Here is a 17,607-nt window from a genome sequence, read left to right as displayed (position 1 = left end):
CCATTAGTTATTTATTAATTAACCGCGTGGCACGGCATAGGAATGTTGAGCGGCTGGCAAAATTTAATGCAAATATGAGCAAGCGCTTGGTAAGGTGCAATTAAATTACCTTGCTTGTAACTGGCATCAAACAACGCAACATCACTGTTTATTTGTTCTAGTGTGTGCATATTTAAACGGTTAATTGCGTTTTGAACTGGACCTTGTTGGTTTTTCCAAATTGCTTTTTGTTTAAATAAATTTGTTATAGGTTCGCCATTTAATAAACCAAGTTGCATACTTATAAGTGTATTAAGCTCTTTGGTTATAGCCCACAAAATACTCACCACTTCGGTGTTATCGCTGGCAAGTTTGTTTAGTACTTTTATAGCTTGTTTAGCGTGGCCATTTAATAGTGCATCGCTTAAATCAAAAATATCAAACTTGGCTTGATTTAACAGCCCTTGCATAACTAGTTGCTGAGTAATTAATGCATTGCCGTGCAGTAGCGAGAGCTTTTCAAGCTCCTGAAAACAGGCTAATAAGTTGCCTTCGGTGGCATTTATTAAGCTTACTTTGGCGTCGCTTTGCATATTAAGTGATAAACGTTGGCATTGCTCATCAAGCCATCGTTTTACATGAGAGCCCGTAAGTGGGTAGCAAGGTACGAACACGCCTAGTTTATCAAGGGCTTTAAACCACGCACCACGTTGTACTTCTTGACTGGCTTTAGCGCCTTTAACAATTAAAATAGTATCGGGATTAACCAGTTCAACTACTTTTTTAAAGGTATTGCTGCCAATAACGCCTGGCTTTTGTTGGTTTAAATCAAGCTCAATAATAGTGCGCGCGCTAAACAGCGACATGCTCTGATACTGGGCTATGATTTCTTGCCAATCTAATCCTTGCATTAAAGTAAACTTAATTACTTCATCAAAACCTTGTTGCTTAGCACAGTCGCGAATTTGTTGCACGCACTGCGCTTCTTGAAAAGGCTCTTCACCAAATACTAAATAAAAGGGCTTTAGCCCTTTATTTAATTCACTCGGTAGTTGATTAGCGTAGCAGCGCATTATAGTTGCGACAGCTCTCTAACAATACGACGACTGGCTTGCTCACGAATCTCGCTAATGAGTAGCTCAAGCTCTTTTGCTTTAGCTAATGCATGATCAGGATCGTCTTGGTAATTACGATAAAGCTCAAAGCGTTTTTCTATCGCTTTTTCGCCTGGGCGTTTAACTACATACGACACGCCATAAGCAAGTTCGTATTCAGCAACCTGACCATTTTGAAACAGCGAAAGTGTTTGGCGTTCAATGCTTTCTTTGCGTAAATACAATTGGGCTTTATCTTTAGCTGACGATACAAGCTCTACGTTACTCGCTTTAAGCTCTTTTTTAAGCTCAGTAAATAAAGTCGATTTTTCATCATCGCCTACAAGTGTTAGCTGTTTTAAGTTATCAGGCAAGCTAGAGGCTTTTTTTAAATGAAAGCCACAGCTTGATAACAAAAAACAGACTAGCACTAAGGCTAGTCCATTTTTAATGGCGTTAAATGCAGCCATATTAGTTAGCTACCACGTTAAGTAGTTTACCTGGTACGTAAATGATTTTACGAATAGTTGCGCCATCCGTAAATTTAGTTACGTTAGATTCTGCAAACGCAAGGGCTTCTACTTGCTCTTGAGTGGCATCAGCTGCCACTGTTAACTTAGCGCGAAGCTTGCCGTTTACTTGGACAATAATTAACTTTTCGTCTTCAACAAGTGCCGACTCATCAACTTTTGGCCATGCTGCATCTAAAATCTCGCCTTCTTTACCAAGCTCTTTCCAAAGCTCATGTGATAAATGCGGAGTAATAGGTGCAAGCATAATAACTAATGCTTCAAGTGCTTCGTTAGCAATCGCTACATCTTGTTTGTCGCTCAGTGGTGCTTTTAATAACTTATTAGAAAGCTCCATAATGGCTGCAATAGCGGTGTTAAAGGTTTGACGACGTTCAACATCATCAGTCACTTTAGCAATTGCTTTGTGTAAGTCACGACGTAGTACTTTTTGCGGGTTAGTGAGCGCTGATTTATCAAGTACTTGGTAACCTACTGTTTTAACATCTACTGCGTATTTCCATACACGTTTTAAGAAGCGATGTGCGCCTTCAACACCTGAGTCTGACCATTCAAGCGTTTGCTCTGGTGGTGCTGTAAACATCATAAATAAACGCACTGTATCTGCACCGTATTGGGCAATTACTTGTTGTGGGTCTATACCGTTGTTTTTAGACTTCGACATTTTACTCATGCCAGATGAGAATACCGGCTCACCATCTTCTTTATGCCATGCTTTAGTTACGCGGCCTTTGTCATCGGTTTCGGTATTTACATCGCTTGGCGAAATCCATACATCGCCGCCTTTTTCATCTTTACGATAAAATGTTTCAGCAAGCACCATACCTTGACAAAGTAAGCGGTCGAACGGCTCGTCTGAATTTACTAAACCAAAGTCACGTAATAATTTATGGAAAAATCGCGAGTACAATAAGTGTAAAATAGCGTGCTCAATACCACCAATGTATTGGTTTACTGGTAACCAATAGTTAGCAGCCGCTGGATCTAGCATGCCTTCGTCGTAGCGTGGGCTACAGTAGCGTGCGTAGTACCAAGATGATTCCATAAAGGTGTCAAACGTGTCAGTTTCGTGAAACGCAGGTGCGCCATTTACTGTTGTTTTAGCCCATTCTGGGTCTGCTTTAAGAGGTGACGTTACACCGTTCATTACCACATCTTCTGGTAAGCGAACTGGTAGCATATCTTCTGTTGCTGCAAGTTCTTTGCCTTCTTCGTCGCTAAGCATTGGGATTGGAGAACCCCAATAACGCTGACGGCTCACACCCCAGTCACGTAGACGGAAGTTTACTTTACGCTCCCCAACACCGAGTGCTTCAAGCTTGTCGGCAATAGCTTTAAACGCAGCGTCAAAATCAAGACCGTCAAATTCACCTGAATTTACAAGTACACCTTTGTCGGTAAATGCTTCTTGCTCAAGGTTTACTTCAAGATCTGAGCCTTCAACCGGTGCAATTACTTGTTTAATATCTAGGCCGTAAGCCGTTGCAAATTCAAAATCGCGTTGGTCGTGTGCAGGTACCGCCATAACAGCGCCTGAGCCGTAATGCATTAATACAAAGTTAGCGACCCAAATTGGTACTTGCTCGCCCGTTAATGGGTGAGTTGCGTAAAAGCCTGTTGCTATGCCTTTTTTCTCCATTGTTGCCATGTCTGCTTCGGCAACTTTGGTGTTTTTGCATTCTTCAACAAACATTGCAACAGCATCGCTATTTTTAGCGGCTTCTTGTGCAATAGGGTGACCACCAGCAACAGCAACATACGTAACACCCATAAAGGTGTCTGGACGAGTTGTGTATACGCTAAAAGTTTCGTCGTTATCGGTGCGTTTAAATTCAATATCACACCCTTCAGAGCGGCCAATCCAGTTGCGCTGCATTGTTTTAACTTGCTCTGGCCAGTCTTCTAACTTGTCTAAATCGTCAAGTAGTTCTTGTGCGTAGTCGGTAATTTTAATAAACCACTGTGGAATTTCTTTTTGCTCAACCACAGCGCCTGAACGCCAACCGCGACCATCAATAACTTGCTCGTTAGCGAGTACTGTTTGATCCACTGGATCCCAGTTAACCGTAGACATTTTTTTATACACTAAGCCTTTTTCGTAAAGCTTAGTGAAAAACCACTGCTCCCACTTATAGTATTCTGGATGACACGTCGCAATTTCGCGATCCCAGTCATAACCAAAACCTAATTGCTTAAGCTGTGTACGCATGTAATCAATATTTTCGTATGTCCACTTAGCTGGCGCTGTTTTGTTTTTAATAGCAGCGTTTTCTGCAGGTAAACCAAACGCATCCCAACCCATAGGTTGCATTACGTTTTTGCCTTGCAGGCGCTGGAAACGAGAAACAACATCACCAATGGTGTAGTTACGTACATGACCCATATGCAGTCGACCACTCGGATAAGGGAACATAGAAAGGCAATAATACTTCTCTTTGCTCTCATCTTCAGTGACTTTAAATACCTGGTTTTCTTCCCAGTAGCTTTGTACTTTTGACTCTATATCTTGCGGGTTATATTGCTCTTGCATCTATGGTTCCAGACTTCTTGCAAACTAATAAAAAATTGCCATTAGGATACCCCAAATAAAGTGCTATTCACAGCGTCAAAAACGCGGTTTTGATAAATTCTAACCTTCAGTTCAGGTTAACCTATACTTATCTAAGTTATAGGGTGATTTAACAGCAATTTTGAAGGAGTAAAAAATGGCAGATTATAAAACATGGCTTGGCGATTTAACCAAATGGCTAAAAGATGTAAAAGATCATGAAGTAAAAGGCGCAGTTACTCGATTTGTTGAATCTGAGCAGGCACTTAAAGATTTAGGGCAAGAAAGATACGCTTTATATAAAAGTTATTTACAGCGCGATATAGAACATGTCCAAGAAAACGAATCGCACTATAATTCGCTTGCATGGCAAGAGCTTAAAGAATCATTATGGTTTGAGCTTTCGCATATAGAAGATAAAACCCAGCTTGAGTGGCAATCTCTTAGTCAAGATTTTAAGCACAATGGTGTGTATCACGCAGGCGAATGGATAGCCATGGGCACATTAGTATGTAAGAATTGCACTCATAGTTACGATGTTTATCACGCGACACAAATTACACCGTGTATTGAATGTGATGGAATCTATTTTAGTCGTAAGGCGCTGCACCCTTAAATATAAGTATTAAGTGGCTGCGGGCCACTTAATACGCCCAAAGGCCAGCGAATATGTTGGTAAAAAAAGAAGTTAGAATGACGAAAAAATTGCTGCCACTATCTGTTTCAAAGCTCGCACCGAGTATTTCTACTAATCACGTACATACGTGTATGAGCAATCCATACCCCGAGCAACTAACATTTATAGGCCAACAACGCGCCCAAAGTGCCTTAGATTTCTCTTTAGGAATGGAACTGCCTGGTTACAACGTTTATGTAATGGGCGAGGCTGCCCATGGGCGCTTTACGCTTGTTAAAGATAAACTTAAGCAACATGCAAAAGACCGCCCAACCCCAAACGAATGGTTATACGTAAATAATTACGATGACCACAGAGAGCCTATTGCGCTGTTTATGCACGCAGGGCAAAGCAAGCAACTTAGTGACGACATAGATTCATTTTTAGATGAAGTACTCGACACATTTCCTGCTGCATTTGATAACCCAGGATATCAACGCAAAAAAAAATCAATCGACCGTGAATTTAACGATGCCTACGACAGCGCTATTACCGCAGTAGAAATTGCGGCATTTGAGCAAAGTGTTGCATTAGTCGAAGAAAAAAATTCAGTTGGGTTTGCACCGCTTGTAGATGGTAAACAATTAAGCGATAGCGAATTTGGCGAACTTGAAGAAACGTTACGCGAAGAGTTTTTTGAAAAAATTGAAAAGCTAGAAGATGCATTAATAGAAGCGTTAATTGAGCTGCCACGCTGGAAGCGCGAATCAAAAGAAAAACAGCGTAATCTTAAAAAGTCGACTGCAGAGCAAGCCACTAAACCACTTTTAAAAGACTTAGAGCATAAGTACGCGACACACATTGGTGTACTGCGTTATTTAAAAGATATACGCGTTGAAATTATAGACGCGGTACTTGAATGGCTCGATGATGAAGACGAAAGCGAAGAAAGCAAAGAAGACTTTGATCGTAAAGGCATGCTTACCGACTTTTTTGCACCTAATATTTTAGTTGAGTTTAAAGAAGACGATGCAGCACCCGTGGTTTACGAGCCCAATCCAACATTTGGTAATATATTTGGTAAAATTGAGTATTCCACATCGCAAGGGTCTTTAATTACCAGTTATCGTTCTATTCAGCCAGGAGCATTGCACCGTGCTAATGGCGGTTATTTAATTATGGATGCTGAAAAAGTAATGGCTAACCCTCAAGTGTGGGATGGTTTAAAACTTTCGCTTAAAACGCATCAAATTAAAAACGACTTACCGTATCAAGATAGCTCAGTAGGCAGTAGTTTTACACTTCGCCCGCAACTTATACCGCTTGATGTAAAAATTATTCTATTAGGCTCGCGCGAACTGTATTACACCATAGGTGAATACGATGAAGAGTTTGCAGAGTTATTTAGAGTATTAGCTGACTTTGATTACTACTTACCAAGTAGCGATAAATTACAGTACCAATTTATAACTAAAGTTACCGAGTACTGCGAGCAAACATTAAAGTGTACTGCCACGCAAGCCGCTATGGTGCGCTTACTTAAGTTTAGTTACCGCCAAGCAGAGCATCACAATAAGCTTTCTGCGCGCTTTGCTGATGTACTTGAATTAGTTGCAGAGGCAAGTTATTACGCAAAACAAGATAAATTAACTGTTATAGATGCGCATCATATTGATGAAGCCATTGAAGGTAAGCAATACCGTACCGGCCAAATTAGTGAAAACATGCTAAGCGATATAAAAGAAGGTCATACACTTATTGCAACCGACGGCCAAGCCATTGGTAAAGTAAATGGCTTAACCGTATTACACATTGGCGATACCTCATTTGGTACCCCTGCGCGTATTACAGCAACGGTTTATGCTGGCGCCGATGGTGTAATAGATGTTGAACGTGAAGCCGAGCTGGGTAAAGCAATTCACTCAAAAGGTGTAATGCTACTTACCGGTTATTTAGGTAATAAATACGCACAGCACTTTAGCTTAACGCTTAGCGCTAATATCGCTATTGAGCAAAGCTACGGTTATATAGATGGCGATAGTGCATCTCTGGCTGAGTTGTGTGCGCTTATTTCGTCTATTACAAGCCTACCTATTAGCCAATCAATTGCGCTTACGGGCTCTATTAACCAACATGGTGATGTACAGGCTATTGGTGGCGTAAACGAAAAAATAGAAGGCTTCTTTAAACTGTGTAAAATGCGTGGTTTAACAGGTTCGCAAGGCGTTATCATCCCTAAATCAAACCAAGTTAACTTAGTGCTTGATGACGAAATACTTAATGCAGTTGAGGCGGGTAAATTTAATATTTACGCAGTTGAAACCGTAGACCAAGCGCTTAACCTGTTAATGGATATAGAAGCTGGCGATATTATTGATGACCAGTATCCAGAAAACTCAGTAAACGGAATTGCGCTTGCTCGCCTTAAAGAAATTGCCGACATAGTAAATGGCGATAACGATAACGATGACGAAAAAGACGAAGAACTAGATAACGAAAAAGGTTAATAATGATCAATATAATTTTGGCGGTGGTTATCGCCATTTTTTGTTTTTTAATATTTCAAAATAGTAAAAAAGCAAAACAACAAGCAGGCATAAATGCACAAATAGGGGCAGATTACTTAGCCGCTAACGCAAAAGTAGAAGGTGTAGTAGAAACAGCTTCTGGCTTGCAGTACAAAATAGTACACAAAGGTGAGAGTGAAAACACACCAAGCCCAACAAGTATGGTTAACGTGCATTACCACGGCACACTAATCGACGGCACGGTGTTTGACAGCTCAGTAGAGCGTAAAACACCTATTAGCTTTGGTTTACACCAAGTTATTAAAGGCTGGACTGAAGGCTTACAACTGATGAGCCCAGGCGATAAATACACCTTTTATGTGCCGCACCAATTAGCGTACGGTGAAAAACGTGTAGGGAGTATTCCTCCTGCTTCAGTACTTATTTTTGAAGTAGAGTTACTGGCTATTGAGTCGTAATTTTATTTGAAGTAATAAACTACTAAGGCCCTACTTTAATAAAGTGGGGCTTTTTGCTTTTAGCTAACAATAAAATTTACTCAAGGATTTTAATACGAGGTCGATATCCATAATAGTTAAAAAGCTATTTTAGGGACAAAATAATGAAGATTTCACTGGCTCCTATTTCATACCAAGTACACAGCTCAAATGCTCAAACTTTAGCGCAATCAGATAAACTACCTGTTGAAAAAGCGAGTGGTGAAAAGAATGAGGAAGAGGGAGAAGAAGAGCCAAAATATGTGTTATCTAAGTTTTTAGATACCAAAGCGCAAGAATATAGTGAAGATAACGCTACGTTTGGCAATCAATATAAAAACCTAGAAAAAGTATACAAGCACTTCACCGGGCGAATTATTGCACTGCAAGAACAAATTAACAAACTTAAACAAAGCCCAGCACAGCGAAGTTTAACCATCGATAGCAGCGCCAATGAGCTAAATAAAAGTGATGCAAATTCAGTTTTAGATGCTGACCACCTAGGTGCAAAAAAATATAAAAACACGCAACAGCAAGATCAAATAGATATGTTAGAGCTGCAATTAGGGGAGTTAAAATCAGAGCAAGCGGCAATAAAGCAACAAATGATTGAACTGGTTATTAGTGAAATAAAGAGGCGGGGCGACGACTATACTATTTAGCGCCACCAAAAAGCTGGTGGGTTAGCTTTTAAACTCAATTTTACTCACTTCAAGTTTAAATTGACCTTCTTGCTTGCCTGCAATCATAAAGCCTAGCTGTTTTATATCATCAAAATCAATAATCGGTTGTTGCTCAAGCACGCGGCCGCGATACGTTAAAGTAAAATCACTCGGAGCAAAGTTTATATCTATCCATTCATTCTTTACTGTTTTAAACGAGTGGGTATACGCTGCGCCATCAAGGTAATTGGTAGTTCTGAGCCTAAGCTGATAGGTTTGTCCGTCGCCCTTAACACGCAGCGCTACAGTTTTAGTATTTTGACCTTGTGTGTCAATTTCAGTACGTATTGATGCAAAACCGCCGTTATTATCAAGCGAAACATTGCCTATAAAAAGCAAACTTTCTTGAGTTTGTGTTACTTGGCTATTAGATACACCGCCCATTACGGAATCGTTAACTACATACCAGCGCTGGTTTGCATTAGCTTGTGCACTTACTACTAATAAATTAAATACAAAAAGTGATGATAGTTGTTTGGTGATCATGGCTTACTCCTAGGTACTTTAAGCCTACCAATACGGATAAACATATTATTTGTTCACTTATTTAAAGCTAATTATTTTTATGGCTCCATTTTTTCATGATTTTTTCAAACATAATTTCTTTATCAGTTTTATCCTCAGGGCAGGGTTTACCGCTACCTTGAGGCATGCCATTACTACCAAATACGGTCGAGGTATCAATTAAATAGCATTTACCGTTAAATTTTTCTAATCGCGGTGTGCCTGTTGTATTTTGGCTAATAACTTCTGAATTATCCGATTTTATTGGCGTTTTAATAATGAGCTTATTGTTTATCTCATCACTTCCAGAGCTTTTATCTTCACCAAAGGAGATCATTCTTTTATGAGTCATATTATTTACAGGAGAGCCAAATAGCGGCGCGTATGGATTTAGCTTTTTAAATGTTTAAGAAGCCTTTGTTGTAGGCTCTGAAGGCGCAGCTAACTCGGGGTCAACAGATTTTACAGGCTCTTTTTTAAGCTCTGTTTGTGCCTTTGGTAACGTGGTGGTTTTGGCTTGCTTTTTTTTAGCCACCTTTACTTTGGCTTTTGTAGAATCTTTTTTTATAGGTGTAGTGTTAGAGGTCGCTGAATTTGGTGCATCAGTTTTAGTGTTTACAGGTTTTATATCAGGCGCATTGGTTGTTGTAACAACTGAGCTTAGCTTAGGTAGGCTTGCTAAATTAACCGTAACATAGGCCTGTATTATTGCGTTTTTTTCCTCCTTTGGCGGCGCAACTTTAATAGATTGCGAAAACAAAAAGTACAACACAATAGCGTGTATACACAACGAGATAACCCACGGCCATGCATTCCCTTTATTCACATCAAACCCTCAACTTAATAGTGCTGTTAAGAGTCAATAAAATACATTTAGTTCACCTAAAGTTAATGTGTTTTACTTTGTGGCTTTATTGCAGATACAACAAAACTATTTTGCAGTTTTTGTTGTTTTTGCATGTGCTTGGTTACGTTATTATGAGCGCAATCAAACTTAGGAGGCATTATGACATTACTTTTTGAACCAATAGAACTTGCAGGTAAAACATTAAAAAACCGTATTGTTATGCCCCCAATGACTCGCTCGCGTTCAACGCAGCCTGGCGATATAGCTAACGACTTAATGGCAACATATTACGCACAGCGCGCAAGTGCCGGGCTAATTGTAAGCGAAGGCACACAAATTAGTGAGCTTGGTAAAGGTTACGCTTGGACTCCGGGTATTTATTCAAATGAGCAAGTTGCAGGCTGGAGTAAAGTAACCAACGCAGTACATAGCGCTGGTGGCGTTATGTTTGCTCAGCTTTGGCATGTTGGCCGTGTAACTCATAGTGACAACACCGGTGGCGTGCAGCCTATTTCAGCCTCGGCCATTGCTGCAAAAGACGTAAAAGTATTTGTAGATACAAACGGCGCACCGGGGTTTGTAGACACCCAACTCCCACGCGAAATGAGCAAACGAGATATTACGCATGTCATAGGCGAATTTCGCCAAGCAGCTAAAAATGCAGTTAATGCAGGGTTTGATGGCATAGAGCTTCATGCTGCAAATGGTTACCTTATTAATCAATTTTTAGACTCAGAGTCAAATGCTCGCACCGATGAATATGGTGGCAGTGTGCAAAACCGAATACGCTTTTTAATTGAAGTGGTACATGCTGTTAGCGACGAAATTGGTAGCAATAAAGTAGGCGTAAGACTAGCCCCGTTAACAACTCTTAATGGCACTGTAGACGAAAACCCTGAGGAAACTTATTTAGCGGTTTCTGAGGCATTAAATAAAGCCGGTGTAGGTTACATGCATATAGCCGAAGCCGATTGGGATGACGCACCTTTAATGAGTGTTGAGTTTAAAAAATCGATTCGCAAAGCCTTCAGTGGTGTATTAATTTACGCAGGCAAGTACACCAAAGAGCGCGCAGACAACGCACTTAGCGAAGGCTGGGCCGACATGATTGGCTTTGGTCGCCCGTTTGTATCAAACCCAGACTTACCAGCACGCTTAAAGCAAGGCAAGCCTCTTAACAGCCACAACCCCGACACCTTATTTGGTGGCGAAGAACAAGGCTATACCGATTATCCAAAGGTATAATTGCTAGTAAGTAATTAACATTGAGTAAAAACATGAAGGGCTGCATTTTATGCAGCCCTTTTTTGTGCATTGATTCTAATAGCTTTACCTTGAGCAAAAAATAAAAAACGCGTAAGTTAACCGGGTTACCTATTTTAATAACAAGAAAATAAATGAAAGCCACAGAGATAGAACAATTAGAATTATCAAATTCTGAAACCCGAGAAGTTATTACACCCTACGCTTTTAAAATTGACAGCGCTTTACTGGGCTTGCCTTTAGCTACACCTATTCAGCGTGCATTAGCGATTATTATTGATGTTGCACTGATATTTTTAGCAGCCAAGCTTAGCGCTGCTCTAATAGCATTTGTTGCTGCAATGGCTTTTTATAAAGGTACGGCACAGCAATACCTTCCAAAAATGTCGAATGTGTGGCGAAGAATATTAAAAATAACGGCAGCAAGTATTTTATTTGTAAGTGCACTTACTGTGCTTTCAATTGGCATTGATTACCTAGAAGACGATAACGCTGATCAAGGTTTAGCTGTTCAGGGCGTAAAAATACAAGATGAAATTCAGCTTTCCTCCACAGAAAAACAACGGGTAAATACTTATTTAGCGCAAACAGCCGATGACAGCTGTGAGCAACCTTGCCAACAAAACGCGTTTGATAATTTAATTGGGCAAGTTCCCAAATTAGCAGAAATGGACGACCTACAAAGCCCACAACTTGCTACCGTACTTTTACAACTTTTAGTACTCAGTGAAAATAACGAAATAAAGCCTGCACAGTTAATAGAAGAAAAACCTGCACAAACAAGCACAAATAGTATTTTGCAGTGGGGCAAAGGCATTATTCAAGACTTGGGCTTAGGTTTTGGCTGGGCTGCTGTTTACTTTACGTTGTTCTCGTTACTTTGGCGCGGCCAAACGCCGGGTAAAAAGGTTTGTAATATCCGTGTTGTCGCTCTAAGCGGTGAGCCATTAGGTTTATTAGATTGTTTTGGTCGCTACGGCGGCTACGGTGCAGGCTTTGCAACGGGCTTATTGGGCTTTTTACAGATATACTGGGACCCAAACAGGCAAGCCATTCAAGATAAAATATCAGCGACGGTGGTTATTAAAGGTAACTTGAATCAAGTTGTAAATGTGGAAACGGTAGAAGAAGCAGTGAAGGACTAACTCCAATTAACATAATTTAATTAAACTATAGGTATATCTATTTGGAAGTCTTACTTGAAGGATTAAATAATGAAAATGAAAGTAATCATTTTTTGAGATCTTTATGGGCAAGTATTAGAGATCACTTTGGTAAGTGTGCTTGGCATTACTCTCCGTATAAAAAGCTAGGTTCTAAACAAATAATTTTAGGACGTATGGACTATAAAGCTAAAGGTTCTTTCGAGGTTTCGGTCACGTATAAACAAAAAGGAAATTTAGTCGCGGTCATGTTCTCTGATTATATCGAAAGTGATGAAATTATAAGCGACCTAAAAGTTATTAGAGAGCTAGTTAAAAATAGTTTAGATTATAAAAAACTGATTTCTAAATTCAGATTTAGTACTTCACTTGAAGTTATTAGGGGTTCTATTGCCGCATACTCAGGTAAAAGTTTTGTTTTAAAACCAACAGGTAATAGCTCAATTAAATTGATAGTTGATATTAATGGTTATGATGCTGTAGATGCAGAAGCTAAAGCAGCAGAAAAAATTAAAACGATTATTGAAATTTTAACTGTTAGTACAAACTGTTTGATTATTCGAGATACTCAAAGTGACAATGATTCATCGTTTTCAAGTATTGAAATTAATAAATACTCTAGAGATATAAGTTGGATTGATGCTAAACCAATAGCTGATGGCTTAGTTCAAATCTCAGAAAAAACCTGTTTCCTTATTGATTACATACTGAGTAATGATATTTACTCTTATGAAATTCAATTACTCTTGAATTCTTATGCTCATTTTTCATCAGGCAGATCTTTAGATTCATTTACCTTAGATACATATTCCCCAACTCCGAGAATAGGGGAGGCAAGTGATGAGGGGAATACTGACTTTCAGAGCGATTTAAGATTCTCTAATGCAGCTAAACTTCATCCATCATCAAGTGAAGATGCAATGATACTTTATATGTCTTCATTAGAAGTTGCGTCGTTGATTGGAGCTTCGAAGAGTAAAAAGTGTGATAGTTGTGGTCAACAAGTACATTCAATCTCAGATAGAGTGAGAAGTTATGTGGGAAAAGATAGCAATAATGACCCATTAGTTAAAATAATTAATTCATATTACGGTTTAAGATCAAGATACCTTCACCAAGGAACTAGGTTTGTCGATAATTCATATTCAGGCAGTGTGGTACCACTATTAGATAGCAATACAATGAGTAACGCTAGAGAGTACTACCAAGTTAGTCTGCTAAATTTAAGGGAATGGTGTAGCTACTTACTAAGGTTATCTTTAGAAGAAATGGCTTTAGAAGCTAATTAAACACTTTAAAAATGTAGAGCTAAATATGTAGGCCCTACATCTTAAATAGCGAGCTTAACTTCTAAACCTAACCCCAAACCCAACAACTCCCATCAACAACACAAATCCCCACACAAACACATTGCCGTATTGGCTGTACACGCTGTCGCCTTTTATAAGCTTAATGTTGGCTTTCAATATGGTAGCTTCAAACTGAGGCATGGTTTGTTGAGTGTGGCTTATGGGGTCGTATACGGCGCTTACACCATTGTTTGTAACACGCACTAGAGGGCGTTGTAGTTCGAGCGCGCGCATACGGGCTATTTGCATGTGTTGCAAAGGCCCAATAGAGTCGCCAAACCAGGCATCGTTACTTACAGTAAAGAGTAGGTCAGAGTCGCTTTTGTAATTACCGCGTACTAAGTCGGCAAAAACAATTTCGTAGCAAATAGCAGGGAGTAAGTTATAGCCATTGGCGCGTAAGTTGTTTTGCACTTTGTCGCCACGGGTAAACGATGACATAGGCAAATCGAATAATGGGGCAATAGGGCGCAAAAAGTCTTGAAATGGTACAAATTCGCCAATAGGTAGTAGCTGGTGTTTTTGATAGCGGTTTTTATCAAGGTAATGGTAATGCCCATGCTCGTCGCCGCGCTCTTTATTACCGACAACAATTAAGGTGTTAAATATATTTTTGGTGTCTCGCTGGTAGTCAACAATACCGGTTACAAGGGCGGTTTTATTAAACGAGGCGGCACTGTCTAAATTGGCTAGGTAGGAATCGGCAAGCATTTCTATTTCAGGCACTGCGGCTTCTGGCCATACTATTAAGTCGGCATCCCAATGTGGACGTGTCATGTCTTGGTATTTGCTCATTGTGGTCCAAAACTCACTTGGCTCAAAGCGCAGGTGTTGCTGTATGTTGCCTTGTACGAGCAATACTGACATGTTTTTATCTGTGTAATGAATGCTGCCTGTGGTATTTGCACCTGTAAAAATAAGCGCAACAGCTGTCGCAGTAACCGCCGGGGTTTTAAAATCTTTTTGGGTAAGTCTATATAGTGCAAAGCCAATAGCGACACAGGTAAGAGTTAAGCCAAACTCGCCAATATAAGGGGCGAGCAGCCTTAAAGGTCCGTCGGTTTGTGTGTAGCCAAAGCTTAACCACGGGAAACCGGTAAGTACGGTGCCACGTAAATACTCACTAATTGCAAAGCAGGCAATTAGTAATGCGCCAAAGCTTTTAGGGCCACTAGCAAAGCGTGTAGTTGCCCAAAAGGCAAGTGCGGGAAATAATGCTAAGTATGAGCACAAAAAAGCCATTAACGAGAGCGACGCTATAAGCGGCATACCGCCAAAGGTGGCAATAGAAACATGTACCCAGCTTATACCTGCACCAAACCAGCCTAGGCCAAATATAAAGCCATATTTAGCACCGGTTTTTGCGTGTGCTTTACCGGTATTATTGGGATTAATGCAAAAAATTATGGCGCCAATACTAATAAATACGATGGGCCAAATTTCAAAAGGGGCATAGCCAAAAGTTAAAACAAGGCCCGCAACGAGTGCGAGCCATGCTTTTTTATCTTTTGCTAATAGGGTAAGTCTAGTTAGCAGTTTCTTCACTGTCGTTATCATCAGCCTTAGGAACGGTGACTTGCAGTTGCAAAATACGACGATTGTCGGCGTTGGTTACTTTAAATTGGTAACCTTCTATGTCAATCGTTTCACCACGGCTTGGCATATGGCCAAATGCGTGCAGTACAGTTCCGCCGATAGTATCGGCTTCGTCTGTGCTGTAGCCTGTTTTAAAATGCTCGTTAAAGTCATCTACAGGAGTGAGTGCTTGCACTACGTGGACATGTTTAGCAAGTTGACGAATATCTTGATGTTCTTCTTCTTCGTCGTGCTCATCTTCGATTTCGCCAACAATTATTTCAAGAATATCTTCAATCGTTACTAAGCCAGATACGCCGCCGTATTCATCAATAACAACAGCCATATGGTAGCGTTGCTGACGGAATTCGTTTAGCAATGTATCAACACGTTTGCTCTCAGGTACTACCATTGCTGGGCGTAAATAATCGCGTATTGATGGTAAATGCTCGTCTTTATTTAAGATCAGTGGCAATAAATCTTTAGCGAGTAAAAAACCTTCTACATGATCTTTGTCTTCAATCACCACTGGAAAACGTGAGTGAGTTGAGTCAACCATCATTGGAATTAGTTCTTCAAGCGGGCTGTCGATCTCAAGAGTGATCATTTGTGAGCGCGGAACCATTATGTCTCGCACTTTAAGCTCAGACACGCCAAGCACACCTTCTATCATCTCTTTTGTTTCTGGATCGATTACGTCTCGTTCTTGCGCATCGGCAATAACTTCGACCAGCTCTTCTCTATTCTGGGGTTCCCCTTGCAACATTTGGGCTATTCTGCCCAACCACGTTTTGCCAGAAGAACCCTGGCTAGATTGCGAGTTACCGTCGCTCATTGCGTCTAATTGCTCCGTTAATTTAAATATCGTCCCGGTATGGGTCAGCTATGTTTAGCTCTGCAAGTAATTGCTTTTCGATGCTTTCCATCTCTAAAGCATCGTCACTCTTTATATGGTCAAATCCAAGCAAATGCAAGCATCCGTGAATAACCATGTGAGCAAAGTGGTCATGAAATGACTTCTCTTGCTCAATTGCTTCAGCTAATACAATGGCTGGGCAAATAATTAAATCACCAACCAAGGGAATATCTATTCCTGGTGGTGCTTCAAATTCGAACGACAGTACGTTGGTCGGTTTATTTTTACCGCGATAGTCGTTATTAAGTTGTTGCGATTGCGCTTCGTCGCTAATAACGATACTGAGTTCGGACTCGTCACGGTATTGGCTAAGGGCTTTGTCGGCCCATAGTGCAAATTGTTCTTCGCTTGGGAGGTTGTCAAACTCACAGGCTATTTGTAAATCAAGTTCGGTTGTCAAAGTATTACTCTTTAGTAGTAGGCTGTTGAAGAGCAGCGAGTGCGTCTTTTGCATTTTGCTTTTCAATGCGCTTAAGTCGCTCGCTTTCGTCGTTACGCTCGTAGGCTTCAACTATGCGTGCTACAACAGGGTGGCGTACTACGTCGTGGGCTTTGAAGTAGTTAAAGCTAATTTCGTTTACGCCATCAAGTACTTCAATTGCATGGCGAAGGCCTGAGCGTGTCCCACGAGGTAAATCGACCTGTGTAATATCGCCTGTAATCACCGCTTTTGAGTTAAACCCTATACGGGTTAAAAACATTTTCATTTGCTCGGCGGTGGTATTTTGGCTTTCATCTAAAATAATAAAGGCATCGTTTAAAGTACGTCCGCGCATGTAAGCAAGCGGTGCGACTTCGATGATATTTTTTTCGATGAGTTTTTCTACTTTTTCAAAACCTAGCATTTCAAAAAGCGCATCGTAAAGAGGGCGCAGGTATGGGTCTATTTTTTGACTTAAATCGCCAGGTAAAAAGCCAAGCTTCTCACCAGCCTCAACAGCAGGGCGCGTTAGCAATATACGGCGTATTTCTTGGCGCTCAAGAGCGTCGACGGCGGCTGCAACTGCAAGGTAAGTTTTACCAGTACCTGCAGGGCCAATACCAAAGGTAATGTCGTGGTTTAAAATATTAGCCACATAAACACCTTGGTTGTCGTTACGTGGTTTAATAACACCACGGCGAGTTTTAATAACCATTTCTTTGCCATAAGCGCTGCTGGATGCATCTTGATCTAAGGCTTTTGATTCGGTAATTGCTAAATGAACGGCGTCGGGTTCTATTTCGCCTAAAACACCACGAACTGGCTGAGTATCAACATAAAGGTTTTTTAAGATTTCTACAGCGCCGGCGCAGTTGTGTAGTTTACCGGTTACTTTAAAAAAGTTGTCACGGTGAATTATTTCAACAGCCAGGTGGCGTTCAATTTGTTTGATGTTTTCGTCAAACGGGCCACATAAAGAAGAAAGGCGTTTGTTATCGGCAGGTTCTAAATAAATCTCTAATGTTTTTAACTGATTACTCAAAATTGCTTCCTATAGTACTGCGCCAGCGTTAACT

Annotated in this window: 17 protein-coding genes; 7 read left to right on the top strand and 10 right to left on the bottom strand. The window is 40.5% G+C overall.

Features of this window, described 5'->3' with window-relative positions:
• Window positions 1-14: 14 nt before the first annotated feature.
• Genes holA through leuS form a run of 3 tightly spaced genes read right to left on the bottom strand, consistent with a single transcriptional unit; the run spans window position 15 to window position 4,133 of the window.
• Window positions 15-1,052, bottom strand: coding sequence for a DNA polymerase III subunit delta (gene holA, locus H5115_RS12285; protein WP_182755524.1), 1,038 nt, complete (start codon window positions 1,050-1,052; stop codon window positions 15-17).
• Window positions 1,052-1,543: an LPS assembly lipoprotein LptE gene (gene lptE / locus H5115_RS12280; protein ID WP_010554703.1), complete on the bottom strand. Its 492-nt coding sequence runs from the start codon at window positions 1,541-1,543 to the stop codon at window positions 1,052-1,054. Before lptE ends, holA begins: the two co-directional genes overlap by 1 nt.
• A gap of 1 nt (window position 1,544) precedes the next feature.
• Complete coding sequence (leuS, locus tag H5115_RS12275; RefSeq protein ID WP_182671327.1) at window positions 1,545-4,133, bottom strand: leucine--tRNA ligase; 2,589 nt, start codon at window positions 4,131-4,133, stop codon at window positions 1,545-1,547.
• Window positions 4,134-4,308: 175 nt separating this feature from the next.
• Here leuS and H5115_RS12270 point away from each other — a divergent pair, with 175 nt between their 5' ends.
• The 4 genes from H5115_RS12270 (at window position 4,309) to H5115_RS12255 (ending at window position 8,433) form a co-directional block, all read left to right on the top strand.
• Window positions 4,309-4,767 carry a zinc ribbon-containing protein gene (locus H5115_RS12270; RefSeq protein ID WP_149594549.1) on the top strand — a complete coding sequence of 153 codons (459 nt, stop codon included), beginning with the start codon at window positions 4,309-4,311 and terminating at the stop codon, window positions 4,765-4,767.
• 77 nt (window positions 4,768-4,844) lie between these two features.
• The gene (locus H5115_RS12265) at window positions 4,845-7,274 is read left to right on the top strand and encodes a Lon protease family protein (protein WP_259396391.1); all 2,430 of its coding nucleotides are present in this window, start codon (window positions 4,845-4,847) and stop codon (window positions 7,272-7,274) included.
• 2 nt (window positions 7,275-7,276) lie between these two features.
• Window positions 7,277-7,753 carry an FKBP-type peptidyl-prolyl cis-trans isomerase gene (locus tag H5115_RS12260; protein ID WP_039489326.1) on the top strand — a complete coding sequence of 159 codons (477 nt, stop codon included), beginning with the start codon at window positions 7,277-7,279 and terminating at the stop codon, window positions 7,751-7,753.
• Between the two features lie 143 nt (window positions 7,754-7,896).
• Window positions 7,897-8,433, top strand: coding sequence for a hypothetical protein (locus H5115_RS12255; RefSeq protein WP_182755521.1), 537 nt, complete (start codon window positions 7,897-7,899; stop codon window positions 8,431-8,433).
• Between the two features lie 21 nt (window positions 8,434-8,454).
• On the opposite strand, the gene H5115_RS12250 is transcribed toward H5115_RS12255, so the two are convergent.
• The 3 genes from H5115_RS12250 to H5115_RS20225 form a co-directional block, all read right to left on the bottom strand.
• The gene (locus H5115_RS12250) at window positions 8,455-8,979 is read right to left on the bottom strand and encodes a CIA30 family protein (RefSeq protein WP_182755519.1); all 525 of its coding nucleotides are present in this window, start codon (window positions 8,977-8,979) and stop codon (window positions 8,455-8,457) included.
• A gap of 67 nt (window positions 8,980-9,046) precedes the next feature.
• Window positions 9,047-9,349, bottom strand: coding sequence for a hypothetical protein (locus H5115_RS20230; protein ID WP_259396390.1), 303 nt, complete (start codon window positions 9,347-9,349; stop codon window positions 9,047-9,049).
• A gap of 54 nt (window positions 9,350-9,403) precedes the next feature.
• Window positions 9,404-9,823, bottom strand: coding sequence for a hypothetical protein (locus tag H5115_RS20225; protein WP_259396389.1), 420 nt, complete (start codon window positions 9,821-9,823; stop codon window positions 9,404-9,406).
• A 180-nt stretch (window positions 9,824-10,003) separates the two neighbouring features.
• Here H5115_RS20225 and H5115_RS12240 point away from each other — a divergent pair, with 180 nt between their 5' ends.
• The 3 genes from H5115_RS12240 to H5115_RS12230 all read left to right on the top strand — a co-directional run bounded on the left by H5115_RS12240 (window position 10,004) and on the right by H5115_RS12230 (window position 13,559).
• A complete protein-coding gene (locus H5115_RS12240; RefSeq protein WP_182755517.1) occupies window positions 10,004-11,089 on the top strand; it encodes an alkene reductase in 1,086 nt (361 codons plus the stop codon).
• Between the two features lie 152 nt (window positions 11,090-11,241).
• Window positions 11,242-12,252: an RDD family protein gene (locus H5115_RS12235; RefSeq protein ID WP_182755515.1), complete on the top strand. Its 1,011-nt coding sequence runs from the start codon at window positions 11,242-11,244 to the stop codon at window positions 12,250-12,252.
• Window positions 12,253-12,293: 41 nt separating this feature from the next.
• The gene (locus H5115_RS12230; RefSeq protein ID WP_182755513.1) at window positions 12,294-13,559 is read left to right on the top strand and encodes a hypothetical protein; all 1,266 of its coding nucleotides are present in this window, start codon (window positions 12,294-12,296) and stop codon (window positions 13,557-13,559) included.
• A gap of 54 nt (window positions 13,560-13,613) precedes the next feature.
• Here the strand turns inward: H5115_RS12230 and lnt are convergent, their stop codons facing one another.
• From lnt to H5115_RS12210, 4 genes are read right to left on the bottom strand one after another with little or no spacing between them, the layout of a single operon-like run.
• The gene (gene lnt, locus H5115_RS12225; protein WP_182755511.1) at window positions 13,614-15,164 is read right to left on the bottom strand and encodes an apolipoprotein N-acyltransferase; all 1,551 of its coding nucleotides are present in this window, start codon (window positions 15,162-15,164) and stop codon (window positions 13,614-13,616) included.
• Window positions 15,145-16,029: a CNNM family magnesium/cobalt transport protein CorC gene (gene corC / locus H5115_RS12220; RefSeq protein ID WP_002958541.1), complete on the bottom strand. Its 885-nt coding sequence runs from the start codon at window positions 16,027-16,029 to the stop codon at window positions 15,145-15,147. Before corC ends, lnt begins: the two co-directional genes overlap by 20 nt.
• Window positions 16,030-16,051: 22 nt before the next feature.
• On the bottom strand, window positions 16,052-16,510 hold the full coding sequence (gene ybeY, locus H5115_RS12215) for an rRNA maturation RNase YbeY (protein ID WP_002958542.1): 459 nt from the start codon (window positions 16,508-16,510) through the stop codon (window positions 16,052-16,054).
• Window positions 16,511-16,514: 4 nt separating this feature from the next.
• The gene (locus H5115_RS12210) at window positions 16,515-17,573 is read right to left on the bottom strand and encodes a PhoH family protein (RefSeq protein WP_182755510.1); all 1,059 of its coding nucleotides are present in this window, start codon (window positions 17,571-17,573) and stop codon (window positions 16,515-16,517) included.
• Window positions 17,574-17,607 lie beyond the last annotated feature (34 nt).

Origin of the sequence: Pseudoalteromonas sp. SR44-2, from assembly GCF_014163745.1 — a bacterium.
Taxonomy (GTDB): domain Bacteria; phylum Pseudomonadota; class Gammaproteobacteria; order Enterobacterales; family Alteromonadaceae; genus Pseudoalteromonas; species Pseudoalteromonas distincta.
The sequence above is the reverse complement of the archived record's forward strand: the minus strand, read 5'-3'. Positions and strand labels throughout refer to the sequence as shown.

Excerpts from the sequence above, each read along its gene's own strand:
- holA (WP_182755524.1), bottom strand. The coding sequence starts at position 1,052 with ATGCGCTGCTACGCTAATCAACTACCGAGTGAATTAAATAAAGGGCTA.
- lptE (WP_010554703.1), bottom strand. The coding sequence starts at position 1,543 with ATGGCTGCATTTAACGCCATTAAAAATGGACTAGCCTTAGTGCTAGTC.
- leuS (WP_182671327.1), bottom strand. The coding sequence starts at position 4,133 with ATGCAAGAGCAATATAACCCGCAAGATATAGAGTCAAAAGTACAAAGC.
- H5115_RS12270 (WP_149594549.1), top strand. The coding sequence starts at position 4,309 with ATGGCAGATTATAAAACATGGCTTGGCGATTTAACCAAATGGCTAAAA.
- H5115_RS12265 (WP_259396391.1), top strand. The coding sequence starts at position 4,845 with ATGACGAAAAAATTGCTGCCACTATCTGTTTCAAAGCTCGCACCGAGT.
- H5115_RS12260 (WP_039489326.1), top strand. The coding sequence starts at position 7,277 with ATGATCAATATAATTTTGGCGGTGGTTATCGCCATTTTTTGTTTTTTA.
- H5115_RS12255 (WP_182755521.1), top strand. The coding sequence starts at position 7,897 with ATGAAGATTTCACTGGCTCCTATTTCATACCAAGTACACAGCTCAAAT.
- H5115_RS12250 (WP_182755519.1), bottom strand. The coding sequence starts at position 8,979 with ATGATCACCAAACAACTATCATCACTTTTTGTATTTAATTTATTAGTA.
- H5115_RS20230 (WP_259396390.1), bottom strand. The coding sequence starts at position 9,349 with ATGACTCATAAAAGAATGATCTCCTTTGGTGAAGATAAAAGCTCTGGA.
- H5115_RS12240 (WP_182755517.1), top strand. The coding sequence starts at position 10,004 with ATGACATTACTTTTTGAACCAATAGAACTTGCAGGTAAAACATTAAAA.
- H5115_RS12235 (WP_182755515.1), top strand. The coding sequence starts at position 11,242 with ATGAAAGCCACAGAGATAGAACAATTAGAATTATCAAATTCTGAAACC.
- corC (WP_002958541.1), bottom strand. The coding sequence starts at position 16,029 with ATGAGCGACGGTAACTCGCAATCTAGCCAGGGTTCTTCTGGCAAAACG.